The 25,584-nt window shown below is 67.7% G+C and carries 20 protein-coding genes; 7 read left to right on the forward strand and 13 right to left on the reverse strand.

Translation table 11 applies throughout. The features are described from left to right. Positions 1 to 59: 59 nt before the first annotated feature. The 4 genes from E2L08_RS07335 (at position 60) to E2L08_RS07350 (ending at position 5,219) form a co-directional block, all read left to right on the forward strand. Positions 60 to 1,475 (forward strand): alkaline phosphatase D family protein, encoded by a 1,416-nt coding sequence (locus E2L08_RS07335; protein WP_133396419.1) that lies wholly within the window; start codon positions 60 to 62, stop codon positions 1,473 to 1,475. Positions 1,476 to 1,552: 77 nt separating this feature from the next. Beyond that, a complete protein-coding gene (locus tag E2L08_RS07340; protein WP_133396420.1) occupies positions 1,553 to 2,080 on the forward strand; it encodes a 2Fe-2S iron-sulfur cluster-binding protein in 528 nt (175 codons plus the stop codon). Next, complete coding sequence (locus E2L08_RS07345; protein WP_133396421.1) at positions 2,077 to 3,042, forward strand: FAD binding domain-containing protein; 966 nt, start codon at positions 2,077 to 2,079, stop codon at positions 3,040 to 3,042. Before E2L08_RS07340 ends, E2L08_RS07345 begins: the two co-directional genes overlap by 4 nt. A gap of 2 nt (positions 3,043 to 3,044) precedes the next feature. After that, a complete protein-coding gene (locus E2L08_RS07350; RefSeq protein WP_133396422.1) occupies positions 3,045 to 5,219 on the forward strand; it encodes a xanthine dehydrogenase family protein molybdopterin-binding subunit in 2,175 nt (724 codons plus the stop codon). Between the two features lie 275 nt (positions 5,220 to 5,494). Here the strand turns inward: E2L08_RS07350 and hemW are convergent, their stop codons facing one another. Genes hemW through rph form a run of 3 tightly spaced genes read right to left on the reverse strand, consistent with a single transcriptional unit; the run spans position 5,495 to position 7,943 of the window. Next, positions 5,495 to 6,628, reverse strand: coding sequence for a radical SAM family heme chaperone HemW (gene hemW / locus E2L08_RS07355; RefSeq protein WP_240758150.1), 1,134 nt, complete (start codon positions 6,626 to 6,628; stop codon positions 5,495 to 5,497). Next, positions 6,625 to 7,236, reverse strand: a complete 612-nt coding sequence (locus tag E2L08_RS07360) for a non-canonical purine NTP pyrophosphatase (protein ID WP_133396424.1) — start codon at positions 7,234 to 7,236, stop codon at positions 6,625 to 6,627. Before E2L08_RS07360 ends, hemW begins: the two co-directional genes overlap by 4 nt. Next, positions 7,233 to 7,943: a ribonuclease PH gene (rph, locus tag E2L08_RS07365; RefSeq protein ID WP_133396425.1), complete on the reverse strand. Its 711-nt coding sequence runs from the start codon at positions 7,941 to 7,943 to the stop codon at positions 7,233 to 7,235. The genes E2L08_RS07360 and rph overlap by 4 nt, the downstream gene beginning before the upstream one ends. 74 nt (positions 7,944 to 8,017) lie before the next feature. Between rph and hrcA the strand changes: the two genes are divergently transcribed. Together hrcA and grpE are read left to right on the forward strand one after the other, a co-directional pair. Beyond that, positions 8,018 to 9,106, forward strand: a complete 1,089-nt coding sequence (gene hrcA / locus E2L08_RS07370) for a heat-inducible transcriptional repressor HrcA (protein WP_133396426.1) — start codon at positions 8,018 to 8,020, stop codon at positions 9,104 to 9,106. Between the two features lie 56 nt (positions 9,107 to 9,162). Next, positions 9,163 to 9,780, forward strand: a complete 618-nt coding sequence (grpE, locus tag E2L08_RS07375; RefSeq protein ID WP_240758157.1) for a nucleotide exchange factor GrpE — start codon at positions 9,163 to 9,165, stop codon at positions 9,778 to 9,780. Positions 9,781 to 9,822: 42 nt separating this feature from the next. Here the strand turns inward: grpE and mutS are convergent, their stop codons facing one another. Beyond that, entirely contained in the window at positions 9,823 to 12,438 is a 2,616-nt protein-coding gene (gene mutS / locus E2L08_RS07380; RefSeq protein WP_133396482.1) for a DNA mismatch repair protein MutS, read from the reverse strand. Between the two features lie 301 nt (positions 12,439 to 12,739). Between mutS and E2L08_RS07385 the strand changes: the two genes are divergently transcribed. After that, positions 12,740 to 13,792 (forward strand): ketopantoate reductase family protein, encoded by a 1,053-nt coding sequence (locus E2L08_RS07385; RefSeq protein WP_133396428.1) that lies wholly within the window; start codon positions 12,740 to 12,742, stop codon positions 13,790 to 13,792. 32 nt (positions 13,793 to 13,824) lie between these two features. On the opposite strand, the gene E2L08_RS07390 is transcribed toward E2L08_RS07385, so the two are convergent. The 9 genes from E2L08_RS07390 to oxc all read right to left on the reverse strand — a co-directional run bounded on the left by E2L08_RS07390 (position 13,825) and on the right by oxc (position 25,538). Next, positions 13,825 to 15,573 (reverse strand): DEAD/DEAH box helicase family protein, encoded by a 1,749-nt coding sequence (locus tag E2L08_RS07390; RefSeq protein ID WP_133396429.1) that lies wholly within the window; start codon positions 15,571 to 15,573, stop codon positions 13,825 to 13,827. Positions 15,574 to 15,610: 37 nt separating this feature from the next. Beyond that, positions 15,611 to 17,134: a tripartite tricarboxylate transporter permease gene (locus E2L08_RS07395; RefSeq protein ID WP_133396430.1), complete on the reverse strand. Its 1,524-nt coding sequence runs from the start codon at positions 17,132 to 17,134 to the stop codon at positions 15,611 to 15,613. A gap of 121 nt (positions 17,135 to 17,255) precedes the next feature. Beyond that, positions 17,256 to 17,759, reverse strand: a complete 504-nt coding sequence (locus tag E2L08_RS07400) for a tripartite tricarboxylate transporter TctB family protein (protein ID WP_133396431.1) — start codon at positions 17,757 to 17,759, stop codon at positions 17,256 to 17,258. 46 nt (positions 17,760 to 17,805) lie between these two features. Continuing rightward, the gene (locus tag E2L08_RS07405; protein WP_133396432.1) at positions 17,806 to 18,783 is read right to left on the reverse strand and encodes a Bug family tripartite tricarboxylate transporter substrate binding protein; all 978 of its coding nucleotides are present in this window, start codon (positions 18,781 to 18,783) and stop codon (positions 17,806 to 17,808) included. Positions 18,784 to 18,932: 149 nt separating this feature from the next. Beyond that, positions 18,933 to 19,787, reverse strand: a complete 855-nt coding sequence (locus E2L08_RS07410; protein WP_133396433.1) for a universal stress protein — start codon at positions 19,785 to 19,787, stop codon at positions 18,933 to 18,935. A gap of 10 nt (positions 19,788 to 19,797) precedes the next feature. Continuing rightward, on the reverse strand, positions 19,798 to 21,474 hold the full coding sequence (locus tag E2L08_RS07415; RefSeq protein WP_133396434.1) for a formate--tetrahydrofolate ligase: 1,677 nt from the start codon (positions 21,472 to 21,474) through the stop codon (positions 19,798 to 19,800). Between the two features lie 21 nt (positions 21,475 to 21,495). After that, positions 21,496 to 22,410 (reverse strand): methionyl-tRNA formyltransferase, encoded by a 915-nt coding sequence (locus tag E2L08_RS07420; RefSeq protein ID WP_133396435.1) that lies wholly within the window; start codon positions 22,408 to 22,410, stop codon positions 21,496 to 21,498. A 66-nt stretch (positions 22,411 to 22,476) separates the two neighbouring features. Continuing rightward, positions 22,477 to 23,751: a formyl-CoA transferase gene (gene frc / locus E2L08_RS07425; protein WP_133396436.1), complete on the reverse strand. Its 1,275-nt coding sequence runs from the start codon at positions 23,749 to 23,751 to the stop codon at positions 22,477 to 22,479. 20 nt (positions 23,752 to 23,771) lie between these two features. Further along, positions 23,772 to 25,538: an oxalyl-CoA decarboxylase gene (gene oxc / locus E2L08_RS07430; protein ID WP_133396437.1), complete on the reverse strand. Its 1,767-nt coding sequence runs from the start codon at positions 25,536 to 25,538 to the stop codon at positions 23,772 to 23,774. Between the last annotated feature and the right edge of the window lie 46 nt (positions 25,539 to 25,584).

A 25,584-nucleotide genomic window follows, 5' to 3' on the forward strand; every position in this document is an offset into this window, starting at 1 on the left:
TCCCTGACACCGCGTCGCAGCGCCCTTGGTGCGCGGTCGCCCGTGCCTATCTGGACGCCATGACCGCACCCCACACCACCGGCCCGATGCTGTTCCTGCGCGCCTGCGACGCGGCGGGGCTGAGCCTTGCCGTGACGCTCGTCCGTCCCGACGGCGTCACCCCGCCCGCCGTGACCGCCAGCGGGACCGTCGGCCCCCCCGCCCCGATCTGGAGCCATGCCGGCGCGACCGTCTGGCGATGGGACCTGCACCTGCCCGCGGGCGATGCGTGGTACGCGGTCGATGACCGGCGGTTTCCGGTCGAGACGGATTTCACCGGCGACATCTCGGTCGCTTTCGTTTCGTGCAACGGGCAGGAGCATGGCGATCTCGACCGCCCGCCCGAATCGCGCAACGCGCTCTGGGCGCATCTGGCCCGGCGTCCGGCGGTTCACCTGCTGCTGCATGGCGGCGACCAGATCTATGCCGACGAAGTGACCGAGTCCCATCCCCACTCGCGCGGCTGGCCCGACGAGATCCCCGCCCATCTCGACCCGCCCGAGCGCGCTGCCCTGCGCGCGGCGTTGTCGGATGCCTATTTCGACCGCTACGCGACCCAGTGGGCGCAGCCCGGCTATGCCGAAGCCGTGGCGCGCACGCCATCGCTGTGCATGTGGGACGATCACGACATCTGCGACGGGTGGGGGTCGCTCAAGTCGCGCGCGCTCGACAGCGATGTGGGGCGGGTCCTGTTCGACTGTGCGCGCGCCGCGTTCCTGGTGTTCCAGTTCGGCTGCCGCCCCGACGAACGCCCCGCGATCGTCGCCAAGCGCGACGGGCCGGGCATGCCGTGGCGGATCGACCTGCCCGGCGCCACGGTTCTCGCGCCCGACCTCCGGTCGAGCCGGCGGCCCGACCGTGTCATGGATGCCGAGAACTGGGACACGGTCGAGACCATGTTCCAGACCCTGCCGCCGGGCCGCACCCTCGTTGTCTCGAGCGTGCCGGCCCTCGGGCCGCGCCTGTCCCTGGTCGAGCGCATGATGAAGCTGACCCGCCGGATGGAGCGGTACGAGGACGACCTGCGCGACCAGTGGCAAAGCTACAAGCACCGCGACGAATGGAAGCGCTTTTTGCGGCTGCTGCTCGGCGCGCATGAATCCGACGGGCGCGACGTGACCGTTCTGTCGGGCGAGATCCACCTGGCCACCCGCGCCGAGATGCGCGCCCGCGCGGCAATGCCGGTGCAACAGCTCGTCGCCTCGGGCATTTCGCACCCTGCGCCGCCCGATGGCTATGCCAAGGCGTTGGGAACGCTGGCCCGCCTGGGCGAGGCGCCCCTGCGCGGCCACAAGATCCGGCTGCGCCCGCTGCCCGGACAGCGCCGGATCTATACCGCGCAGCGCAACTACCTGATGCTCGACCGGCGCGGCGACGCATGGTCCGCGTCATGGTATCTCGAGGACGACGGAGAGACCGCGCCCATCCCGCTCTGAGCGTCGGCGCCATCCGATATCGGAACCATCGGCCCCCCGGCCGCCTTTCCCCCCGGACCGAAGCCGGGGGAGATCCGATGAAAACCACGCTGACCGTGAACGGAGAGACGCACGAGCTCGACATCGATCCGCGCGTCACGCTGCTCGACGCGTTGCGCCATCACCTGAACCTGACCGGCAGCAAGAAGGGCTGCGATCACGGGCAATGCGGGGCCTGCACGGTGCTGGTGAACGGACGCCGGATCAATTCGTGCCTCGCCTTGGCGGTCATGCACGACACCGACGAGATCACGACGGTCGAGGGGATCGGCACCCCCGAGAACCTGTCGCCGCTCCAATCGGCCTTTGTCCGGCATGACGGCTATCAATGCGGCTACTGCACACCGGGCCAGATCGTATCGGCGCGCGGTATGCTGTCGGAGTTCCGGCAGGGCTGGCCCAGCCATGTCAGCGACAGCCTGACCGAGGCGCCCGATTTCACCGATGCCGAGATCCGCGAACGGATGAGCGGCAACCTGTGCCGTTGTTCGGCCTATCCGGGGATCGTGCGCGCCATCCGCGACGCCGCCCCCGAAGAGACCGACGGCAAGGAGGCCGCCGAATGAAGCCCTTCGACTACATCCGCGCCGAGACCCCGGCCGATGCCATGCGCGCCGATGCGCGGATCATCGCGGGCGGCACCAACCTGCTCGACCTGATGAAACTCCAGGTCGAGACGCCTTCGACCCTGGTCGACGTGACGCGGCTGGGCATGACCGAGATCGAGCGGGCCGAGAACTCCACCCGGATCGGCGCGCTCGTCACCAACAGCGATCTCGCCGCCGACCCGACGATCAGGCAGCGCTATCCGATGCTGTCGCGCGCCCTTCTGGCCGGGGCCTCGGGGCAGTTGCGCAACAAGGCGACCACCGGCGGCAACCTGCTGCAACGCACGCGCTGCCCCTATTTCACCGACATCTCGCAACCCTGCAACAAGCGCGAGCCCGGTTCGGGTTGCCGCGCGCAGGGCGGCTATACCCGGCTTCACGCCATACTCGGCGCGTCCGAGCACTGCATCGCCACGCATCCCTCGGACATGGCCGTTGCGATGCGCGCCCTCGATGCACGGGTCGAGATCGAGTCGAACGACGGTGCCACCCGCATCCTGACCTTCGACGAGTTCTACAACCTGCCCGGCGACACCCCCGAGAAAGAGACGAACCTCGCACCCGGCGAGCTGATCGTCGCCGTCCACCTGCCCGACCCGCCCGCGGGGCGGCAGACCTATCGCAAGGTGCGCGACCGGTCGTCCTATGCCTTTGCGCTGGTCTCGATGGCCGCGGCCGTCGCCGTCGAGCAGGGGCGGATCGCCTCGGCCGCGATGGCCTTCGGCGGGGTGGCGCACCGCCCCTGGCGGTCGCCCGACGCCGAGGCGGCGCTCGTGGGTCGTGAACCCTCGGCCGAGCTGTTCGACGAGGCCGCCGACATCCTGCTGGCCGATGCCCGGGGGCAGGGTGGCAACGACTTCAAGATCCCGCTGACGCGCCGCGTCGTGAAAGCCGTCCTGACCGAGCTGACCGGAGCCTGAACATGACCCAGCAACTCAAAATGGACGAGGTCCAGCCGCGCCTCCTGGACGAAACCGGACAGGGCGTCCTGACCACCCCGCTCGACCGCCCCGAAGGACCGCTCAAGGTCACGGGCACCGCCCCTTACGCCGCCGAGCCGAGCTTGCCCGGCATGGCGATCGGCGTTCTCGTCGGGGCGACGATCACCCGCGGCCGCGCGCATGTCGACGCCGGGTCGCTCCGCGACATGCCGGGCGTGTTGGGGGTCTATACCGCCGGCATGGCCCGCAACCCCGCCCAGGGCACCGCCAATGCCGCGCCGGTCCAGCCCGAGGGCTTCGTGCAGTATCACGGGCAGCCGGTCGCGGTCGTGGTGGCCGAGACCTTCGAGCAGGCGCGCGACGCGGCCATCGCGATCCGCGTGACCTACGACCCCGAACCGGGCGCCGAGGTCGATCCCGAGACCGCGTCGCATGTCGACGGGGATCCCGAGACCTTCGGCAGCTTTGACAAGGCGTTTTCCGAAGCGCCGGTGCGGATCGACGCGACCTATACCACCAAGGGCCACAGCTCGGCCGCGATGGAGCCCCACGCCGCCCTCGCCGCGTGGAAGGACGGGCGCCTGATGCTGCGCGCATCGTTGCAGATGCTGAAATACAACCGCAACGAGATCGCCGATGCCGTCGGCGTCGACCCGGACAAAGTCCGCGTGCTCGCACCCTATGTCGGCGGGGGCTTCGGCTCCAAGCTCGGGATCGCGCAGGAGGCCATCGCCGCCGCGCTCGCCGCGCGCGAACTGGGCCGCCCGGTGCGCGTCGTGATGACCCGCCAGCAGGTGTTCGAAATGACCCTGCGCCGCACCGAGACCCGCCAGCGCATGCGGCTGGCCACGGATCGCGACGGCCATATCGTCGCGCTCGGGCACGAGGACCGCGTGTCGAACCTGCCCGACGAGGTGTTCTCCGAACCCGTAACGATGGCCACGCATTTCCTCTATGCGGGGGCGAACCGCCGCTATCACCACGAGATCGCGCGGATCAACCGCCCCGGCGCGGGCTCGGTCCGGGCGCCGGGCGAGGCGGTGGGGATGCTCGCGCTCGAATGCGCGATGGACGAACTGGCCGAGGCCGCCGGGCTCGATCCGATCGAGCTGCGCCTGCGCAACATCCCCGACGAACATCCCGAAACGGGCCAGACCTATTCGGCCCGGTCGCTGGCCGCCTGCCTGAAACGCGGCGCCGAGCGGTTCGGATGGTCCGCCCGCCGTGCGCCCGGCGAACGGCGCGAGGGCGAATGGTTCATCGGGATGGGGGTCGCGACGGCCGCGCGGACCAACAGCCTCGGGGAAAGCCAGTCCCGCGTGACGCTCAACCCCGACGGCACCGCGCTGGTCGAGACCGACATGACCGATATCGGCACCGGGACCTATGCGATCCTCGGCCAGATCGCCGCCGAGATGCTCGGCCTGCCGCGCGACAAGGTGACGGTGGCGCTGGGCGATACCGATTTCCCGCCGGCCGCTGGGTCAGGGGGGTCGTGGGGCGCGTCCTCGTCGGGGTCGTCGGTATTCCTCGGGGCCAAGGCGGTGCGGAACGCGCTGGCCGAAAAGCTGGGCTGCCCGCCGGACGAGCTGCGCCTGCAGGACGGCATCGCCACCGGCGGCAACAAGCGCAGCGCCATCGCCGATCTGCTCGACGCCCCGATCTCGGAGGTGGGCCATATCAAGCCGGGCGAAACCGCCGAAACCCACAGTTCGGCCAGCTACGGCGCGCATTTCTGCGAGGTCGCGGTGAATGCCGTGACGGGCGAGGTGCGCGTGCGCCGCGCGCTGGGCGTGATGGCGGCGGGGCGGATCCTGAACGAGAAAACCGCCGCAAGCCAGGTACATGGGGGGATCATCTGGGGCATTGGCGCGGCTTTGACCGAAGCGCTCGAACACGAACCACGCGACGGGCGCGTGGTCAATCGCGACCTCGCCGAATACCATGTCCCGGTGAATCTCGACGTGCCGGATGTCGAGGTCGAGTTCATCGAGGAACGCGACGATCACGCCAACCCCATCCAGTCCAAGGGTATCGGAGAGCTGGGGATCTCGGGCGCCGGCGCCGCCGTGACGAACGCCATCTACAACGCCTGCGGCGTGCGGGTGCGCGACTACCCGGCGCTGCCCGACAGGATTTTCCCCCACCTGCCCTGAGCACGCGCGGCAGGGGGCTCTGCCCCCGACGGCCCCGGCGGGGCCGTCTCCCCCGGGATATTTTCCCGGAGGAAAAGGCCCACGTAACGATTCGCTAACGGATCGGTGTCATTCAGGGGGCACGGTACAGGCGGGGACGCCGATGACCGTGGAGGGAAACGCCTGTTTCCGGGGCGGGCCGGTCGCCGGTCCGCCCCATTCGTTTTTTCTCCGGCCAAATATCCTCGGGGGGAGGCGCGCGGCACGCGCGGCCGGGGGGCAGACAGCCCCCCGTCTCAGGCCAGCAGCTCGCGCAGAACCGCGTTCAGCAGCGGCCGGCCCGCCGCGGTGACGCGCAGGCGGTCTTCGTCCGGCGCGACGAGACCGAGATCGACCAGGCGCGCGGCTGCGGCCCGGATGCCGGGCAGGGCGTCCAGCGCATCCCACGGCACGCCATCGGCAATGCGCAGCCCCATCATCACCCGCTCGGTCGCGACGTCACGGGCGGTGAGCGTCTCTTGCGTGTCGGGGGCCTCGCCGCGTGTGACGCGGGCCAGCCAGTCGCCGGGGGCCGATACCGCCTCGGTGGCGATGCGGCGGCCGTCGATCTCGAGCCGGCCGTGCGCGCCCGGCCCGATCCCGGCATAGGTTCCGCCCGACCAGTAGACGAGGTTGTGCCGCGATTCCGCGCCGGGGCGCGCATGGTTCGACACCTCGTAGGCCGGCAGCCCCGCCGCGGCGGTCATGTGTTGCGTGATCTCGTAGAGATCGGCGCCGCGATCCTCGTCGGGCAGCCCGCGCAGCCCGCCGCGGGCAAAGCGTTCGCCGAAGGCGGTGCCGGGCTCGATGGTGAGCTGGTAGAGCGACAGGTGATCGGCGGCCATGGCCAGCGCCTCGGCCAGTTCGGCCCGCCAGGCGGCCGGGTCCTGGTCCTGCCGCGCATAGATCAGGTCGAAGCTCACCCGCTCGAAGGTCGCGCGCGCCACGTCGAAGGCCGCGCGTGCCTCGGCCACGCTGTGCAGCCGACCGAGCCGCGCGAGATCGGCATCGTTCAGCGCCTGTATCCCCATCGACACGCGGTTCACCCCCGCGTCGCGATAGCCGCGGAAACGTCCCGCCTCGACCGAGGTCGGATTGGCCTCGAGCGTGATCTCGACATCGTTGCCCATGGGCCAAGCGGCGCGGATGGCGTCGATCGTCGCGGCGACGGTTTCGGGCTCCATCAGCGAAGGCGTGCCGCCCCCGAAAAAGATCGAACGCACGACCCGCCCCGGCATCAGCCGGCCGTGGCGTGCGATCTCGGACGCGAAGGCGGCGCGCCACCTGGATTGGTCGACCCTTGCCGCGACATGACTGTTTAAGTCGCAATAGGGGCATTTCGCCTGGCAGAACGGCCAATGGACGTAGATGCCGAAACCCGGTTGGGTCAAGCGAAGCACCCGGCCACCAGGCGGGCGAAGGCGTCGGCGCGGTGCGAGATGCGGTTCTTGGCCCAGCGGTCCATCTCGCCAAAGGTCACGTCATGGCCGTTGGGCTGAAAGATCGGGTCGTAGCCATGGCCCTGCTCGCCGCGCATCGGCCAGACGATCCGGCCCTCCATCGTGCCGGGGAACACCTCGTCATGGCCATCGGGCCACGCCAGCACCAGCGTGCAGCAGAACTTCGCCCGCCACGGCTCCGGCGCGCCCGAGGCGCGCAGTTCGTCATGGGCGCGCGTCATGGCCATGGTGAAATCGCGGCCCTCGGGCGTCTCGGCCCAGTCGGCGGTATGGATGCCGGGACGGCCGCCCAGCGCGGCGATCTCGATCCCCGAATCGTCGGCCAGCGCCGGGAGCCCGGTGGCGCGCGTCGCCGCATGGGCCTTGATCCGCGCGTTCTCGACAAAGCTCGTGCCATCCTCGACCGGTTCGGGCAGGCCATGGTCGGCATTCGAGCTGAGCGTGACGCCATAGGGCGCCAGCAGGTCCGCGATCTCTTCGAGCTTGCCGCGGTTGTGGGTCGCGACGACCAGCTCGCGCCCCTCGAAGCGGCGGGTCATGCGACCGCGGCTTTCTGCGCCTCGACCAGCGCGGCGCATCCGGCCTCGGCGAGGTCGAGCAGCCCCGACATCTGGTCGCGCGTGAAGGTCGCGCCCTCGGCCGACATCTGCACCTCGATCAGGCGGCCGCTGCCGGTCATCACGAAATTGCCGTCGACCCCGGCCTCGCTGTCCTCGGGATAGTCGAGATCGAGCACCATCTGCCCGGCATAGACCCCGCAAGAGACCGCCGCGACGTGATCGGTCAGCGGGTCGGTGGTGATCGCCCCGGACGCCATCAGCTTTTGCACGGCGAGCTTGAGCGCGACCCAGCCGCCCGCGATCGAGGCGCAGCGGGTTCCGCCATCGGCCTGGATCACGTCGCAATCGATGACGATCTGGCGTTCGCCCAGCGCGTTGCGGTCGATGGCGGCACGCAGGCTGCGGCCGATCAGGCGCTGGATCTCCTGCGTGCGCCCCGACTGGCCGTTCTTGGCCTCGCGCCGGCCGCGCGTATGGGTGGCGCGCGGCAGCATCCCGTATTCGGCCGTCACCCAGCCCAGGCCGGTGTTGCGGATGAACGGGGGCACGCGATCCTCGATCGACGCGGTGCACAGGACATGGGTGTCGCCGACCCGGATCATGCAGGACCCCTCGGCATGGCGGGTGACGCCCGTTTCGATTGAAATCGGGCGCATTTCGCTTAGGTCTCTACCGGACGGGCGCATGGGAACTCCTGCTGATGACGGGTCCTGATATGCGCCTGCACAAGATGGGTGCAACCCCGGCAGCATTCGGAGCCATGACAGAAAAACCCGCGCCCGGCCCGCGCCAGACCATACTCGACGAGATGAACGACCGGACGCGCGAGGTGTTTCGCCGCGTGGTCGAAGGCTATCTCGACACCGGCGGGCCCGTGGGGTCGCGCAGCCTGACCCGCACGATGAGCGAAAAGGTCAGCGCGGCCACGGTGCGCAACGTGATGTCCGATCTCGAATACCTCGGGCTTCTGGATTCGCCGCATGTCTCGGCCGGGCGCATCCCGACCGAGCTGGGTCTGCGGATGTTCGTCGACGGCCTGCTCGAGGTCGGAGAGCTGGGCGAGGAGGATCGCGCGCGGCTCGACGAGACGCTGGGCAGCAATTCCGGGCGCGACACTGGGGCGTTGCTGGACCGGATCGGGTCGGCGCTGTCGGGCGTGACCGAAGGGGCGAGCCTCGTGCTCGCGCCCAAGCACGAGGCGCCGATCAAGCATATCGACTTTGTCGCGCTGGGCCCCGACCGCGCCCTGACGGTGCTGGTCTTTGCCGACGGGCATGTCGAGAACCGCCTGTTCACGCCGCCGCTGGGCCAGACGCCGTCATCGTTGCGCGAGGCCGCGAATTTCCTCAACGCCATGGCCGAGGGCAAGACGCTGCGCGAGCTTCGCGCGCGGCTCGAACAGGAGATCGCCAGGAATCGCCGGCATCTCGACGATCTCGCCGCCGCGCTGGTCGAAAGCGGGCTGGCGGTCTGGGACGGGCCCGAGAACGGCCCCGAGCGGCTGATCGTGCGCGGCCGCTCGAAACTGCTGGGCGGCGGCACGGCGGCCGAGGAGGATCTCGAGCGGATCCGGTCGCTTTTCGACGACCTCGAACGCAAGCGCGATATCGCCGAGTTCCTCGAGCTTGCCGAGGACGGGCAGGGGGTGCGGATCTTCATCGGATCCGAGAACAAGCTTTTCTCACTTTCGGGTTCATCTTTGGTGGTCTCACCATATATGAACGCGGACCGGAAGATCGTGGGCGCCGTCGGCGTCATCGGTCCGACGCGACTGAATTACGGACGGATCGTTCCGATCGTTGACTACACGGCACAACTGGTCGGACGCCTGTTGTCCGACCAAGCCTAGGATGAGCGTGCATGGCAAAAGAAACCGACAGCGATATCGAGGCGGCCATCGAGGAGATGCTGAAAGGCGACCGCGAGGATCTTGGAGCCTCGGAGGCGAACAAGGTCCGGCGCAAGGCCCGGCCGCAGCAGGACGATGAGCAGATCGACATCAACGCCCCCGATGCGGGCGAGGAACCCCCCGTCGTCGGAGAGGATGACGGCATCGCCGCCGAGATGGAGGCGTTGAGGGCCGAGAACGAGGAACTCAAGGACCGCTTCGTGCGCGCGCTGGCCGATGCCGAGAATTCGCGCAAGCGGGCCGAGCGCGAGCGCCGCGAGGCCGAGAGCTATGGCGGCTCCAAGCTGTCGCGCGACATGCTGTCGGTCTTCGACAACCTGCAACGCGCCGTCGATGCCATCCCGGCCGAATCGCGCGAGCAGAACGCCGCGCTGATCGAGGGGCTGGAGCTGACGATGCGCGAATTGCTGGCCGTCTTCGGGCGGCACGGCATCAAGCGGATCACGCCCGAGATCGGGGACCGCTTCGACCCCAAGATGCACGAGGCCATGTTCGAGGCGCCGGTGCCGGACTCCAAGGCGGGGGATATCATCCAGGTCATGAGCGAAGGGTTCATGCTGCATGACAGGCTGCTGCGCGCCGCGCAGGTCGGTGTCAGCTCCACCCCCAAGTGATCGGCGGCGCCGCGGCGGCCCGACACGGCCCCGCGGCGCCCGTCACCCCCGCGCCAGCGCCTTGAGCTCGTAGACGAGATCCAGCGCGGTGCGCGGCGTCAATTCGTCGGGCATCACCGCGTCGAGCCGTTCCTGCAACGGTGACGGTCCCTGCGGCGCAGGCGCCGGCGCGGTCGTCGCCGCCGCCGAGAACAGCGGCAAATCGTCGATCAGCGCGGTCTTTTTCCCCTCGGCCTCGCCCTTTTCGAGCGCATCCAGCACGACTCGGGCGCGTTCGACCACCGCGCGGGGCAGTCCGGCCAGTTGCGCGACCTGCACGCCATAGGACCGATCCGCCGCCCCGCGCCGGACCTCGTGCAGAAAGATTACCTCGCCCTCCCATTCGCGCACGGTCACGGTGGCGTTCGTCACGCCGTCCAGCCGGTCGGCGAGTCGGGTCAATTCGTGGTAATGCGTGGCGAAGAGCGCACGGCATCGGTTGGCGTCATGCAGATGTTCGAGCGTCGCCCAGGCGATCGACAGCCCGTCATAGGTCGCCGTGCCGCGCCCGATCTCGTCAAGGATCACCAGCGCCCGGTCATCGGCCTGGTTGAGGATTGCCGCGGTCTCGACCATCTCGACCATGAAGGTCGAGCGCCCCCGCGCGAGGTCGTCCGCCGCGCCCACCCGGCTGAACAACTGACTGACGATGCCGATCTCGGCCCGTGCGGCCGGTACGAAGGCCCCCATTTGCGCCAGCAGCGCGATCACCGCGTTTTGCCGCAGGAACGTGCTTTTCCCGGCCATGTTCGGCCCGGTCAGCAGCCAGATCGCGGGCGTCTCGCCCTCGGACAGGGCGCAATCGTTGGGGATGAAGCCCTGCCCGCCGGCGCGCAGGGCCTTTTCGACGACGGGATGCCGCCCGGCCTCGACCACGAAGGCGCGGCTGTCGTCGATCCGGGGGCGGCACCAGTCGCCGCTGCGTGCCAGTTCGGCCAGCGCGGTCTGGTGATCCAGCTCGGCCAGCGCCCGCGCCGCGCCCGAGATATCGGCGGCCGACGCCACCGCGTCGCCCACGAGCCCCGCGAACAGGCGTTTCTCGATCTCGAGCGCGCGGCTGCCCGCGTTCAGGATGCGGGTCTCGAGCTCGCTCAGCTCGACCGTGGTGAAGCGCGCGGCATTCGCCGTCGTCTGGCGATGGATGAACCGCTCGGACAAAGGCGGGGCCAGCATCCGCGCGGCGTGGGTCGCCGTGACCTCGATAAAATAGCCCAGCACGTTGTTGTGCCGGATCTTGAGCGACCCGATCCCCGTGCTTTCGGCGAACTCGGCCTGCATGGCGGCAATCACGCCACGCCCCTCGTCGCGCAGGGTTCGCGCCTCGTCGAGTTCCGCGTCGTGGCCGGGCGCGATAAAGCCGCCATCGCGCACCAGATGGGGCGGCTCGGCCACCAGCGCCGCCTCCAGCGCATTTGTCAGCGTGTCATGCCCCGTCAGTGCCACGCCCGCCTGCGCCAGCAGGTCCGGCATGTCGGGGCGGTCGAGCCGTTCGGCGATCTCGGCGGCGCGGGCCAGCCCGTCGCGGATGGCCGCAAGGTCGCGCGGGCCGCCCCGGTCGAGCGCAAGCCGCGACAGCGCCCGGTCCATGTCGGGAACCTCGCGCAGAAGGGTGCGCAGCGTGTCGGTCAGCGCGCCGTCCTCGACCAGGGCCGTCACCGCGGCCTGTCGCGCGCGGATCGTGCCGAGATCGCGCGAAGGCGCGCAAAGCCTGCGCTCGAGAAGACGCCCCCCGGCGGCCGTCACCGTCCGGTCGATGGCCGCCAGCAGCGATCCCGCCCGCCCGCCGGACAGGGCATGGGTCAGCTCGAGATTGCGCCGCGTCGCCGCGTCTATCTGCATGACGGCGGCGGCATCCTCGCGGATGGGCGCGCGCAGCAGCGGCGTCCTGCCCTTTTGCGTGATGTCGAGCCAGTCGACCAGCCCGGCCATCGCCGCGATCTCGGCGCGGGTAAAGCTGCCGAAGGCGTCGAAGGACGCGACCTTCCAGGTGCGGCACAGCCGATCCTCGCCCGAGGTCGAATCGAACGATCCCCGCGACAGCGCGGTGAGCGCCGCGCCGGCATCCTCGACGACCGCGCGCAGTTCGGGCTCAACCGCTTCGCTCAGCAGTACCTCGCGCGGGGCGAGGCGGGCCAGTTCGGGGCCGAGGCGCACGCGCGGGCAGGGGCTGACCCGCAGTTCTCCGGTCGAGATATCGGCCCAGGCCAGCGCGCCCTCGCCGCGCACCTCGGCCCAGGCGGCGAGATAGTTGTGACGCCGCGCATCGAGCAGCGATTCCTCGGTCAGGGTGCCGGGCGTGACGAGTCGCACGACCTCGCGGCGGACAACGGATTTTGCGCCGCGCTTCTTGGCCTCGGCGGGGTCTTCCATCTGTTCGCAGACCGCGACGCGGAACCCCTTGCGGATCAGCGTCAGCAGGTAGCCCTCGGCCGAGTGGACGGGCACGCCGCACATGGCGATATCCTCGCCCAGGTGCTTGCCCCGCTTGGTCAGCGCGATATCGAGCGCGGCCGCGGCGGCCACCGCATCGTCAAAGAACAGCTCGTAGAAATCGCCCATGCGGTAGAACAGCAGGGCGTCGGGATGCGCCGTCTTGATCTCGAGATATTGCGCCATCATCGGCGTCGGTGCATCGGCCACGGCTTGCCCTCCTCGAGTGCGGGGCCGGTGTAGCATCCCGATCCGCGGCGTTGAAGCGCGCGCTGCAAGGGTGGCACGGACCGTCCGCCTGCCCCTGCGGCACCGTTTCGCCGCAGCGCAAACCCCGAAACCGTGCAAGCGCAGCATCGAGGTTGACTTCCAAATCGGGCGAGCAACATTAATACCTAGCGGCGTGGTATCATGTCATGTTATTGCACCGCGGATCGAAGATGTTTGGTATTTGGTATACACACGTCCACCGGAACGAAGGAGTCCCCTCATGGCACGGAAAATCCTGATCCTCGGCGCGTCCTATGGCTCGCTTCTCGGAACCAAGCTGCTCATGGCGGGTCATGACGTGACCCTGCTGTGTCGCGACGCGACCGCGGGGCTCATCAATTCCAAAGGCACCGATGTCAGGATCAGGCTGCGCGGCGAGGACACGCATCGCAGTTTCCGGTCGGGCGACATGCCGGGCAAGCTGGATGCGCAGACCCCCGAGGCCGCCGATCCAGCGGGCTACGACCTCGTCTGCCTCGCCATGCAGGAGCCGCAATACGGGCACCCGGCCGTCGCCGCGCTGCTGGGCCGGATCGCGGCCGCCGGTGTGCCCTGCATGTCGATCATGAACATGCCGCCGCCGCCCTACATGCGCCGGGTCGAGGGGCTGGATACCGGCTCGCTCGAGGATGCGTTCAGCAATCCGCGGATCTGGGACGCATTCGATCCGTCGCTCGTGACGCTCTGCTCGCCCGATCCGCAGGCCTACCGCCCCCCCGAAGAGGGCGCGAACGTGCTGCATGTCGGGCTTCCGACCAATTTCAAGGTCGCGCGGTTCGACGCGGCGGGCCCCGACGCGATACTCGACGAACTCGCCGCGGGAATCGAAGAGCTTCGCCTCGATGGTGCCGAAATCCCGGTCAAGCTGCGCGTGCACGATTCGCTGTTCGTGCCCTTTGCCAAATGGGCGATGCTGGCCACGGGCAATTATCGCTGCATCACGCCGGGCGAACCGATCCCGATCCGCGAGGCCGTCACCGGCGATCTCGAACTCTCGCGCGAGATCTACGGCTTTGTCGATTCGGTCGTGCAGCGGCTGGGCGGCGCGGCCGAGGATCTCGTGCCGTTCGAGAAATATGCCGCCGCCGCCGAATCGCTTGGCAACCCGTCCTCGGCCGCCCGCGCCATCGCCTCGGGGGCCCAGGCAATCGAGCGGGTCGACAAGCTGATCCAGCGCATCGGCCGCACCTTTGACATGCGCCACCCGACGCTCGACGCGACGGTCGATCTGGTCGACGCCAAGCTCGCGCGCAACCGCAGCGCCGCCGCCTGAGCGGCCGGGGCGGCACCGCGCCCGGCGCCGCCCTAGACCATGCGGCCGACCACCGACCCCAGCTCGTCGCGATGGTCGAGCCCGCCCTCGGGCGGGGTGCCGCGGCCGGCCTCGGGGCCGAGCTCGTCCAGCAGGCCGCGCACCGCCTCGGGGCAATCGGGCGGCGGATCGCCGCGCCAGACCACCGTGCCCCGCTCGGCGATGGCCCAGGGCGTGCCGTCTGCCGGGTCGACAAAGCGCAGGCTGTCCATCCGCTCGAGGCAGGCCCGCAGGAAACCCGTGTTGCTCGCCGGGTCTTCGGCGCCCGGCAGATAGACGTCTGACGGGCAGGTGGCGTCGATCTCGATCTTGCGGAACCGGTCGACATTCAGCATCCCGCCCGCGTCATAGATCGCCATGCGCCCGTTCCAGCCGCTGGCGATGGTGCGCGGACGGCTGCCTTTGGGCACCGAGTTGTCGAGAAACTCGAAATGCACCTCGCGGTCGCGCGCCAGCGCCCATGAAAAGAACAGCTGGGGCATTCCGGTAAAGGCTTCGACATTGTGGTGCAGCAGGTCGTCGACCGCCTTGTAGCGCCCGGTATCCAGCCCCCGGATCCAGGCGCGTTCGACCGTCGCCTCGGGCGGGGTGATGACGAAGAAGAGATAGACGCGGTGGCCGAACCGCGTCAGCAGCCGCGTATCGGCGGGGCGGTCCTTTTCGGCGGAAAAGCTGTCGAACCGAAAACGGTCGATCAAGAGATGCGTCATCTGCCCGCTCTCGGCCTTGTCGGCCATGTAGCGGTCGAGCTTCTGATCGATGATGGCAAGCTCGTGCCCGGTCAACGCGGCGGCGTATTTGTAGTCGTCGCCGAGCGACCCGTAATCCAGCAGGAACTTGCGCCAGTAATCGGGGCTGATGAGCGCGAAATCGTCCCAGGGCACGCCGAGGCGTTCGGCGAGGTCGCGTTGCAGCGCGCGCAGCGTGCTCTTGCCCGCGGCAGACGCGCCTTTGACGTTCATGATGACGGGCTCGGCCTGCGTGGGCAGCACCGTGTATCCCAGGCTCCGCGCCGCCCGGTCAAAGATCGGGGCCAGCGCCTGCCCGATGACGCGGCTGCCCTCGTCGTTGCAGATACGGGCAAGCGCGAGCCCCGTCAGGATGCCCGGATCGGCCGGGAGCCGCCCGCGCGTGCGCAGGATGGCCCCCGCGGCCCAGGCAAGCGCCGCGGCGCAGGCCCGTTCGATCGGATCGTCCGCGCGGCGGGCGCGGGCGGTCCAGTCCTCGAGCCGGCCGAGCCCGTCCGCCATGGGGTCGGGCGCGGGCGCCGGGGGCGGGGCCGGCCGCCGCAAAAGCCGCGCGAGCAGGGGGCGCGGCGGCTCGGCCGCGGCGGAGGTATCGCGGGCCGGCGCGACCTCGGCTTGCAGGCGGTCGGCGATCCGCGCGCGGAAGGCGTCGAACGCATCGACGAGCGACGCCATCTCGGGCCTGACATGACCCTCGAGAATGGCCACCACCATGCCGCGCAGATTGACGCCGAGATCGGCATAGTCGGGGCCGTCGGGAATGTGCAGGTCGGCGGTCACGCGGATCAGGATCTCGTGCGCGACCAGCCGTTCGGGACGAAACGCGGCCAGGTCGAAAGGGGGCAGGCCGGTCGCGTCGGAAAGTTCCTGCACCTCGGCATAAGTGCGAGTCGCGGCCTCGGGGCGGAACAGGGTCGAAAGGGGGAGGAGCCGGGCCGGGATCTGGGATTTCAGGCCCGGATGCCAAGGGCCGTGGGGGGTGGCGGGGTCGCTCATCGCGACCCCGCCCGGAGAGCGAGGGAGGCGCTCTCCGTCATTCGGCAGCGCTCGGCCGCCGTCCGCCGCGTCGATCCCAGACCTTCTTGATGAGAGGCAGGAAGATCAGGATCAGCGCGATGATCGTGATGGGCCCCGCGACCGGACGCGTGAAGAAGATCGTCGGATCGCCCGAGGACAGCAGCAGCGACTGGCGCAAGGTCGGCTCGGCGATCGGTCCGAGCACGATGGCCAGCACCGCCGGCGCCAGCGGATAGTCGAGCTTGCGCATGAAGAACGCTGCAAAGCCGAACCCGACGATCAACCAGACGTCGTGCATGTCGCGCGTCGTGGCATAGCCGCCCACGATCGACAGCACGAAGATCAGCGGCGCCAGGATCGTGAAGGGCATCCGCAGCATCCAGATGAAAAGCGGGATGAAGGCGATGTTGATGAGCAGGGCGAAGAAGTTCGAGACGTAGAACGACCCGATCAGGCCCCAGACGAATTCCGGCTGCTCGGCGAACAGGCGCGGGCCGGGGACGAGGCCCCAGATCACCATCCCGCCCAGCAGGATCGCCGTCGTGGGCGAGCCGGGAATGCCCAGCGTCAGCATCGGCAGCATCGAGCCGGTCGAGGCCGAGTTGTTGGCCGCCTCGGGCGCCGCGACGCCTTCGGGGTGGCCCTTGCCGAACTGCGCCGATTCCCGCGAGAGCATCTTGGACACGCCGTAGGACATGAGCGAGCCGGGGGTGGCGCCGGCCGCGGGCAGGATGCCGACGAAAAAGCCCAGGAACGACCCGATGGTGGTGCCGCGCCAGCTCCGCGCCATGCCTTCCTTGGCGTCGGTGACGATGCCCTTGACGCTCATCTTGGCTTCGGAGGTGGTGATCTTTCCGCGGGTGGAGTCGATGGTCCAGAGCATCTCGCCGATGCCGTAGACGCCGATGGCGAGCACGAGGAAGTTGATCCCGTGCAGGAACCCGCTGATGTCGAAGAACACCAGGCGCGGCGCGCCCGAGATCTGGTCGAAGCCCACCGCGGCGAAGACGAGACCGATGCAGATCGAGAACACGGTCTTGGAGATGTCGTCGCTCGACAACCCGATGAAGGTCGCGAAGGCCAGCAGCATCAGCGCAAAGATTTCCGGCGGGCCGAAGTTCAGCGCGACCGAGGCCAGCGGCGGGGCGAAGAGGGTGAACAGAACGTTGGACACCGTGCCGCCCGCGAAAGAGGCCAGCGCCGCGGTGATGAGCGCGAGGCTGGCCCGCCCGCTCATGGCTAGCGGTCGGCCGTCGAATGTCGTAGCGACCGCCGTCGATGCCCCTGGAATCCCCAGTGTGATCGAACTGATCGCCCCCCCGTACATCGCGCCGTAATAGATCGCCGCGAGAAAGATGATCGCCGAGGCGGGCGGCACGAGGAACGTGATGGGCAACAGGATCGCGACCCCGTTGACCGACCCGAGCCCCGGCATGGCGCCGATGAACAGCCCCAAAGTGACGCCGATGATGATGAGCATCAGGTTGATCGGCTGGATCGCCAGCCAGAACCCGTCTGCCAATAGACCTAGAGTTTCCATCTTGCCGACGCCTCCCCCGCGTCTGTCCTGGGTCTTGCCGCCGAATGGACCTCTCCCGGTCCGGTCCGACGGGGTGTCGAACCGGTGATGGGGATGGCGCGGCTTTCCATTTACGCTTCGATCAGTAGATGATCGTGTTCATGTAGTTGAAGAAGGGCTCCAGGAACGGCATCCCCTTTGGCAAGGTGATCCGCATCAGCGCCTCGAAGAAGAAGAAGAACACCGTCGGGATCGCCGTCGCGAGGATCAGCGTGACCCACCAGCGGTGACGCCCGAGGAACCCGATATAGTAGAGCAGGAACAGCGCCATCGCCCCGTACATCGAGAAGATGTAGGTCAGGACGACAAAGCCGACGATGCCCCCGCCGACCAGCACGAGCATCTTGCGCCCGTAGGAGTCGAGGAACGGCTCGTCCGATTGCGAGGGGCCCGAAGTCCCCCGCCACCAGTTAAGCGCGATGAAGCCCGTGCTGACGAGGCAGATCGCGGCGAGCCAGAACGGCCAGGCGCCGCCTCCGGGGCCCTGGCCCCGGATATAGCCGATCTGCAACTCGGTGCTTTTCCACATGATATACATGGACAGGAGGGCCAAAAGCCCGGCGGTAACGATTTCGGCGCGGCGCATGATGGCCCTCCCCGTTGCTTCGATGCCTATCGGATGTCGGTCGGCGTCAGGCGCCTTCTTCCATCTTCGACATCAGCTCCTTGTGGTTCTCGATCTGCAGATTCCAGTATTCGCGGGCTTCTTCCGCGGTCTGGGGCAGCGCCTCGAGGCTTTCGGCCGACATGTATTCCTGCCAGTCGGTCGTGTCGTAGATCTGCTGGAACAGGTCGCGATAGTATTCCGCAGCCTCGTCCGACATGCCGGGAGGTCCGACCACCGCACGCTGGTTATAGTAGCTGAAATCCTTTCCCAGCTCCTTGATGGTGGGTACGTCGGGCAGGTTCGGCAGCCTCTCGTCCGAGAAGGCGACGAGCGGAACGACATCGCCGTTGGCAAAGAAGCCGCGCGCCTCGGCGGGGTTATTCACCGTGGCCATGATCTGCTTGCCGGCCAGTTCCTTGGCCACCTCGCCACCGCCGCTATAGGGGATGTACTTGATGTTCAGGTCGTAATTCTGCTCGAGCCAGGTGATGACGAGGCTGTCCTCCTGGCCGCGCCCGGTGCCGCCCATGACGTACTCGCCGTCCTGTTCCTGCACGGTCGACACCCAGTCCTCGAAGGACGAGATGCCCGCATCCTTGTGGACCCACAGCACGAAGGGATCGACACCCATCATGGCGATGGGCGTGAAGGTCGAGATATCGATGCCGAGGTTCTCTTGCCGCAGGGGCGTGGTGAAGAACGAGTTCAGCGTCACCAGGATCGTGTGATCGGGATCCTTGGTGCCGTTGAGCGCGATCAGCGCCTCGGCGCCCGAGCCGCCGCCCTTGTTGTTGGGAACGAGCGGGCGAACCGTGAGATCCTCTTTCTCGGCGGTCGACTGGATGAAGCGCGCGATCTGGTCCGCGCCACCGCCGGCACCGGCCATGATGACGAAATCGATGGGCTTGGTCGGCTCCCAGGCGTGGGCGATCGTGCCCGCGAACGCCACGGTAAGCGCAGTCGCGCCGGCAAGCGCGTTTCGCAGCTTGTAATTGAACGTCATGGTAGTCCTCCGTGTTGGTTGTACGAAGATCACCCTCGGCGACCCCGTCTTTCGCATCGCGCCCCGTCCGGTTTTGCCCGGTTTCGTTCAAGCGGCGCTGCGGTCTTTCCGGTTCTTGCGTGTCCTCCTCTCTTTGGTGCGTCGTCGTGTCAGTGGACCATGACGACGGGCATTTTTGCCGTGTCGACAATGGTTTGCGTGTTCCCGCCCAACAGCGTCTCTTTCTCGTGGCTCTCGCTATAGGCGCCCATGATCATGAGATCGGCACCCAGATTCGCGCAATGGGCAAGAAGGTCCCGGCCGATGTTACGGCTCTTTTCGAACCGCTCGACCGTGGCCGTGACGCCACGGATATGCAGGTATTTCACGAGGTCCTCGGCCGAGGCGCCATGGATTTCCTCGCCCGCCGTCAGGATCGAGACCTTGTCGGCCCCTTCGATCAGGCCGGGCGTCAGCGCGACGGCGCGGGCGGCCTCGCTCGACCCGTTCCAGGCTATGGCGACATGGCTGCCAAGCGTGTCCGACACCTTGTCGGTGGGCGGGCACATCATCACCGGGCGACCCGAGTGAAACAGCGCGGCCTTGAGCGTATTGTGCCCGAGGTTGCGGTCGACGTCGGGCTTGGCCACGCAGATCAGGTCGGCGAGGCGCCCGTGGCGCCGGATCGTGTCGACCTGCCGGCCCTTGTCCTCGAGCCAGGAGGCCGTCGCGGTCTGCCCTTCGGGGGCGCCGTCGAGGTCGAGGTTCAGCTTTTCGGCCAGCACGCGCAGTTCGTCGCGCATTCCCGCCTCTTCGGAGTCGGCGACCTGCGCCGCCTGTTCCAGCATCTGTTTCTTGAGAAAGGCGGGGACATGCACCCCGTAAGGAATCCAGTCCTCGGGGCGGGCCCGCGAGTGGAGGATTTCGACATGCGCCTTGTAGCGCCGGGCAAGGGCCGCCGCGTGGGCAAGGACGTTGTCGCCCTTGCCATCGCCGCGCACCGGAACCAGGAGTTTGCGGATCATTCCAGTTCTCCTAGAAAAGGCCCTCGATCAAGCCTTGGTCGTTGAGCCTGATCGACTCCGAGGACGGAACCCTCGGCAGACCGGGCATGGTCATGATCTCGCCGCAGATCGCCACGATGAACCCGGCGCCGGCCGAGAGACGGACCTCGCGGATCGGGACGGAGTGGCCATCCGGCGCGCCGCGGCGGTTCGGATCGGTCGTGAAGGAATATTGCGTCTTGGCCATGCAGATCGGCAAGTGCCCGTATCCCGCCTCTTCCCACTGCTTGAGCTGGTCGCGGATCTTCTTGTCGGCGAGAACCTCGTCGGCGCGATAGATCTTTTGCGCGATGGTCTCGATCTTTTTGAAAAGCGGCATGTCGTCGGGATAGAGCGTCTTGAAATCCGCCTCGCCGCTTTCGGCGATCTCGACCACGCGGCGGGCCAGATCCTCGATCCCCTTGGAGCCGTCGGCCCAGTGCTTGCACAGGATCGCCTCGGACCCGAGGCTCTTGACGTAGTCGCGGACCGCGTCGACCTCGGCATCGGTATCGCCGGCGAAGTGGTTGATCGCCACGACCGCGGGGACGCCGAACTTCTTGATGTTCTCGATATGCCGCCCGAGGTTGGCGCAGCCCTTGTTGACCGCGTCAATATTCTCGGCGCCGAGATCCTGCTTGAGGACACCGCCGTTCATCTTCATCGCGCGGATCGTGGCCACGATGACCACCGCCGAGGGGGCGATGCCTGCCTTGCGGCACTTGATGTCCATGAACTTCTCGGCGCCGAGATCGGCCCCGAAGCCCGCTTCGGTCACGACGTAATCGGCCAGCTTGAGCGCGGTCCTGGTCGCCACGACCGAGTTGCAGCCATGCGCGATGTTCGCGAACGGCCCGCCATGCACGAAGGCGGGGTTGTTCTCGAGCGTCTGCACGAGGTTGGGCTGCATCGCGTCCTTGAGCAGCACGGTCATCGCGCCGTCGGCCTTGATGTCGCGGCAGGTGACGGGTTTGCGGTCGCGGGTGTAGGCGACGATGATGTTGCCGAGCCGCTCCTGCAGGTCTTCTAGGTCGGTGGCGAGGCACAGGATCGCCATGACCTCGGACGCCACGGTGATGTCGAAGCCCGCCTGCGACGGGAAGCCGTTGGCCACCCCGCCGAGCGAGGTCACGATATCGCGCAGCGCGCGGTCGTTCATGTCCATCACCCGGCGCCAGACGACGCGGCGACTGTCGATCTGGAGGTCGTTGCCCCAGTAGATGTGGTTGTCGATCATCGCCGACAGCAGGTTGTGCGCGCTGGTGATCGCGTGGAAGTCGCCCGTGAAATGCAGGTTCATCTCTTCCATGGGAACGACCTGCGCATAGCCGCCGCCCGCCGCGCCGCCCTTCATGCCGAAGCAGGGGCCGAGGCTCGCCTCGCGAATGCAGATCGCGGCCTTCTTGCCGATGGCGTTCAGCCCGTCGCCGAGGCCGACGGTCGTGGTCGTCTTGCCCTCGCCCGCGGGGGTCGGGTTGATCGCCGTCACGAGGATCAGCTTGCCGTCCTTGTTTCCGGCCTGGCGCGCGATGAAATCGGCGCTGACCTTGGCCTTGTCATGCCCGTAGGGCACCAGGTCGGCCGGCTCGATCCCGAGCTTCTGGCCGATCTCCTGGATGGGCTTCTTCTGCGCTTCGCGCGCGATCTCGATATCCGTCTTGAACGCCATCTTGTTCTGTCCCCGTCCTGATTATTGTCCGAGCTTGTCGCCGACGGCGAGCCCGGTTGCCGCGGCCCAGTCGGCCGCCGGTTGCTTGTCGCCGCCAGCGGGGCGCACGCGCTTGAGCACGATGCGCCCGCCATTGCCCTGAACGGTCACGCCGCCATCGTCGATCGCGACGATCTCGCCGGGGGTGCCGTCGCCATCGGCGCGGGCGCTGTCATAAAGCTGCACCGTCTCGCCCTTGTACGTGGTCGAGGCGCCGGGTGCGGGGTTGGCCGCGCGGATCTTGTTGTATTCGCCGGCGATCGGGGCGGACCAGTCGACCACCGCATCGGCCTTGCGGAACCAGCTTTCGTAAGACCCTTCGTCAAGGCGCTGGTCGTGACGGATGATGACGCCCGCCTTTACCAGGTCGAGCGATTCCATCATCGCATCGACGCCCATCGGAAAGAGCTTCTTGAAATACACATCGCCCAGCGTCTCGTCGGGGCCGATCTCGCAGGTTTTCTGAAGCAGGATCGGGCCTTCGTCGAGACCGTCATCGGGCCAGAAGATCGTGAGCCCGGTGCGCGTCTTGCCCATGGCGATCGGCCAGTTGATCGAGGACGGGCCGCGATGCAGCGGGCAGAGCGACGGGTGATACTGGAACGTGCCGTATTTCGGCGCGTTGCGGACCTCTTCGGGGACGAAGAGCAGTACATAGGCCATCATGCAGATATCGGCGTCGAAGCTCTTCATCAGCTCGAGCGCCTCGGGCGTCTTCCACGACGCGGGCTGGTGCAGGTCGATGCCGCGCTCGCGGGCCAGTTCGGCCAGCGGATCCTCGGGCTTGCCCTCCTTGGTGGGGGCCGTGCAGACCGCGACGACGTTCTCGCCGCGCTCGAGCAGCTTTTCGAGGACCGCCTTTCCGAAGGCCTGTTGGCCGTGAACCACTATTCGCATGTATCCTCCCGCAATTTTACCGGGCGGACGGCGCACGCACGCCGCCCGCGAACGTCGCTTTCGGCGTCAGGCCGCCGATTTCTCCTTCGGTTTCCCGACCGCGCCCGAGCCCACGATGCGGTCGAGATCCTCGCCCGAATAGCCCAGCACCTCACTCAGGATCTCGGTCGTGTGTTCGCCCAGAAGCGGCGAACGCGTCACCTCGACGGGGCTGTCGGACAACTTGATCGGGCAGCCGACGGACAGGTACTCGCCCCGCTCGGGGTGATCGACGCGAACCATCGTGCCAGTCTGGTACAGCCCCTCGTCCTCCGAGATTTCCTTCATCGACAGGATCGGGCCGACCGGGATGTTGAGCGGGTTGCAGATATCCATGACCTCGAACTTGGTCTTGGTCATGGTCCAGTCCTCGATACGACCGAAGATCATGTTGAGCTTGTCGAGCCGCTCGGCCGGGGTGCGGAAGCCGTCCGCATCCTTCCATTCGGGCGCGCCGATCACGTCGCAGACCTGGTCCCAGACGGCGGCCTGCGTGATGAAATAGGTGTAGGCGTTGGGGTCGGTTTCCCATCCCTTGCATTTGAGGATGCGCCCCGGCTGTCCGCCGCCCGAGTCGTTGCCGGCCCGCGGCACGGCCTCGCCAAAGGGGATGCCCTCGCCGTATTGCGAGTACTCCCTGAGCGGCCCCCGCTGGAGACGCTGTTGGTCGCGCATCTTGACCCGCGCCAGGTTCAGCACCGAGTCCTGCATCGCGCAGGACACCTTTTGCCCCTTGCCGGTCTTTTCACGCTGGAACAGCGCCGTGACGATGCCGAGGCACAGGTGAAGCCCGGTGCCCGAGTCGCCGATCTGCGCGCCCGTGACCAGCGGCGGCCCATCGCGGAAGCCGGTGGTCGAGGCCGAGCCGCCGGCGCATTGCGCGACGTTCTCGTAGACCTTGCAATCCTGGTACTTGCCGGGGCCGAACCCCTTGATCGAGGCCATGATGATCCGGGGATTGATCTCCTGGATGCGTTCCCACGGGAACCCCATGCGGTCGAGCGCGCCGGGCGCGAAGTTCTCGACCAGCACGTCGCATTCCTCGATCAGCCGGGTCAGAACCTCCTTGCCGGCGTCGGTCTTGGGGTTCAGCTCGATCGACCTCTTGTTGTGGTTGAGCATCGTGAAATAGAGGCTGTCGGCCCCCGGTACGTCGACAAGCTGCTGGCGGGTGGCGTCGCCCACGCCGGGGCGTTCGACCTTGATGACGTCGGCGCCGAACCAGCCCAGGATCTGCGTGCAGGTCGGCCCGGATTGCACATGGGTGAAATCGAGAACCTTGATGCCTTCGAGAGCTTTCATCGCATTCACTTTCAAACCGTTCAGATTTTCTTGGCTTGCGGATAGCGCGCCTGCGCCACCACCGATGAGGGGTTGAGGTTGCCGATATTGCCGCTTTCCTTGCCCGCCGCGGGGTCGATGGCGGCGTTGATGAGGGTCGGCACGCCGCTCGACAGCGCTTCTTCGACGGCCTGGCGCAGCTCGTCGGGGTTCTTGGCCCACACGCCCTTGCCGCCGAAAGCCTCCATCATCTTGTCGTAGCGGGCATCCTTGACGAAAACGGTGGTCGCCGGATCGTCGCCGCCGCCCCAGTTCTCGCCATCGCCGCGATAGATGCCGTTATTGTTGAAGATCACGATGCAAACCGGCAGGTTGTAGCGGCAGATCGTTTCGACCTCCATTCCGCAGAACCCGAAGGCGCTGTCGCCCTCGACCGCGAGAACCTGCTGGCCGGTCTCGACGGCGGCGGCGATCGCCGCGCCCATGCCGATGCCCATCACGCCCCAGGTGCCCACGTCGATGCGGTGGCGGGGCTTGTGGATGTTGATGATCGACCGCGCCATATCGAGCGTGTTGGCCCCCTCGTTGACGAGGATCGTGTCGGGCCGGTCGGTGATCGCCTGTTTCAGCACGCCGAGCGCGGCGTGGTAGTCCATCGGGTCGTTGTTGTTCTGCAGCCGCGCCGACATCTTTTCCATGTTGGCCGTCGCCTTGGAGTTGACCGCGTCGAGCCACTCTTTCGGCGGGGCGATATCGGTGCCCTTCATCCCGTCGAGCAGCGCGCGCGCGCAGGATCCGACATCGCCGACCAGCGGCGCGGCGATCTCGACGTTGCTGTCCATCTCTTCGGGGTCGATGTCGATCTGGATGAACCGCTTGGACCCCGGCTCGCCCCATTGCTTGCCCTTGCCGTGGCTCAGCAGCCAGTTGATGCGCGCGCCCATCATGATGACGCAATCGCTTTCCTTGAGCACGAGCGACCGCGCGGCGGCCGCGCATTGCGGATGGGTGTCGGGCAGGATGCCCTTGGCCATCGACATGGGCAGGAACGGATATCCGGTGGTCTCGACCAGTTCGCGGATCACGTCGTCGGACTGGTCGTAGGCCGCGCCCTTGCCGATCACGATCAGCGGACGCTCGGCCGTTTTCATGACGTCGATGGCGCGCGCGACCGCCTCTTCCGAGGGGCGGGTGCGGGGCGCGGGGTCGATCACCTTGACCAGCGTCTTTTCACCCTCGGCCGCCTTCATCACCTGGCCCAGCATGGCGCCCGGAATGTCGAGGTAGACCCCGCCCGGCCGGCCGCTGACGGCGCTGCGGATGGCGCGGGCCACGGCGATGCCGATATCCTCGGCGTGGTTGAGGCGATAGGCGGCCTTGCAGAAGGGGCGGGCGATGGCGAGCTGGTCCATCTCTTCGTAGTCGCCCTGCGCGAGGTCGACGATCTCGCGTTCGCTCGAGCCCGAGATCAGGATCATCGGCCAGCAATTCGTCGTCGCGTTGGCCACGGCGGTCAGCCCGTTGAGAAAGCCGGGCGCCGAGACGGTCATGCACACGCCCGGCTTCTTGGTCAGGAAACCCGCGACCGACGCGGCATAGCCCGCGTGCTGCTCGTGGCGGAACGAGATCACCCGCATCCCCTGCGCCTGGGCATAGCGGCCCAGATCGGTGATCGGGATGCCGGGCACGTTGTAGATGGTGTTCAGCCCGTTGAGCTTGAGTGCGTCGATGAGCAGATGAAACCCGTCGGTGAGCTCGCCCTCTTCGCTGGCCGGTTCGCCGTGCAGCTGATGCGCAGTCGCTGACATTGTCTGTTCTCTCCCCGAAATAACCTTGGGCCGGTCCGTGGCCCTG

The organism is Palleronia sediminis (genome assembly GCF_004358695.1).
In the GTDB taxonomy this organism is placed as follows: Bacteria; Pseudomonadota; Alphaproteobacteria; order Rhodobacterales; family Rhodobacteraceae; genus Palleronia; species Palleronia sediminis.

Coding starts and splice junctions, on each gene's coding strand:
- mutS (WP_133396482.1), bottom strand. CDS start 12,438: ATGATGGCGCAATATCTCGAGATCAAGACGGCGCATCCCGACGCCCTG.
- E2L08_RS07335 (WP_133396419.1), top strand. CDS start 60: ATGACCGCACCCCACACCACCGGCCCGATGCTGTTCCTGCGCGCCTGC.
- E2L08_RS07410 (WP_133396433.1), bottom strand. CDS start 19,787: ATGATCCGCAAACTCCTGGTTCCGGTGCGCGGCGATGGCAAGGGCGAC.
- grpE (WP_240758157.1), top strand. CDS start 9,163: ATGCTGAAAGGCGACCGCGAGGATCTTGGAGCCTCGGAGGCGAACAAG.
- E2L08_RS07360 (WP_133396424.1), bottom strand. CDS start 7,236: ATGACCCGCCGCTTCGAGGGGCGCGAGCTGGTCGTCGCGACCCACAAC.
- hrcA (WP_133396426.1), top strand. CDS start 8,018: ATGACAGAAAAACCCGCGCCCGGCCCGCGCCAGACCATACTCGACGAG.
- E2L08_RS07400 (WP_133396431.1), bottom strand. CDS start 17,759: ATGCGCCGCGCCGAAATCGTTACCGCCGGGCTTTTGGCCCTCCTGTCC.
- E2L08_RS07405 (WP_133396432.1), bottom strand. CDS start 18,783: ATGACGTTCAATTACAAGCTGCGAAACGCGCTTGCCGGCGCGACTGCG.
- E2L08_RS07385 (WP_133396428.1), top strand. CDS start 12,740: ATGGCACGGAAAATCCTGATCCTCGGCGCGTCCTATGGCTCGCTTCTC.
- frc (WP_133396436.1), bottom strand. CDS start 23,751: ATGAAAGCTCTCGAAGGCATCAAGGTTCTCGATTTCACCCATGTGCAA.
- oxc (WP_133396437.1), bottom strand. CDS start 25,538: ATGTCAGCGACTGCGCATCAGCTGCACGGCGAACCGGCCAGCGAAGAG.
- E2L08_RS07345 (WP_133396421.1), top strand. CDS start 2,077: ATGAAGCCCTTCGACTACATCCGCGCCGAGACCCCGGCCGATGCCATG.
- rph (WP_133396425.1), bottom strand. CDS start 7,943: ATGCGCCCGTCCGGTAGAGACCTAAGCGAAATGCGCCCGATTTCAATC.
- E2L08_RS07390 (WP_133396429.1), bottom strand. CDS start 15,573: ATGAGCGACCCCGCCACCCCCCACGGCCCTTGGCATCCGGGCCTGAAA.
- E2L08_RS07350 (WP_133396422.1), top strand. CDS start 3,045: ATGACCCAGCAACTCAAAATGGACGAGGTCCAGCCGCGCCTCCTGGAC.
- E2L08_RS07420 (WP_133396435.1), bottom strand. CDS start 22,410: ATGCGAATAGTGGTTCACGGCCAACAGGCCTTCGGAAAGGCGGTCCTC.
- E2L08_RS07395 (WP_133396430.1), bottom strand. CDS start 17,134: ATGGAAACTCTAGGTCTATTGGCAGACGGGTTCTGGCTGGCGATCCAG.
- E2L08_RS07415 (WP_133396434.1), bottom strand. CDS start 21,474: ATGGCGTTCAAGACGGATATCGAGATCGCGCGCGAAGCGCAGAAGAAG.
- E2L08_RS07340 (WP_133396420.1), top strand. CDS start 1,553: ATGAAAACCACGCTGACCGTGAACGGAGAGACGCACGAGCTCGACATC.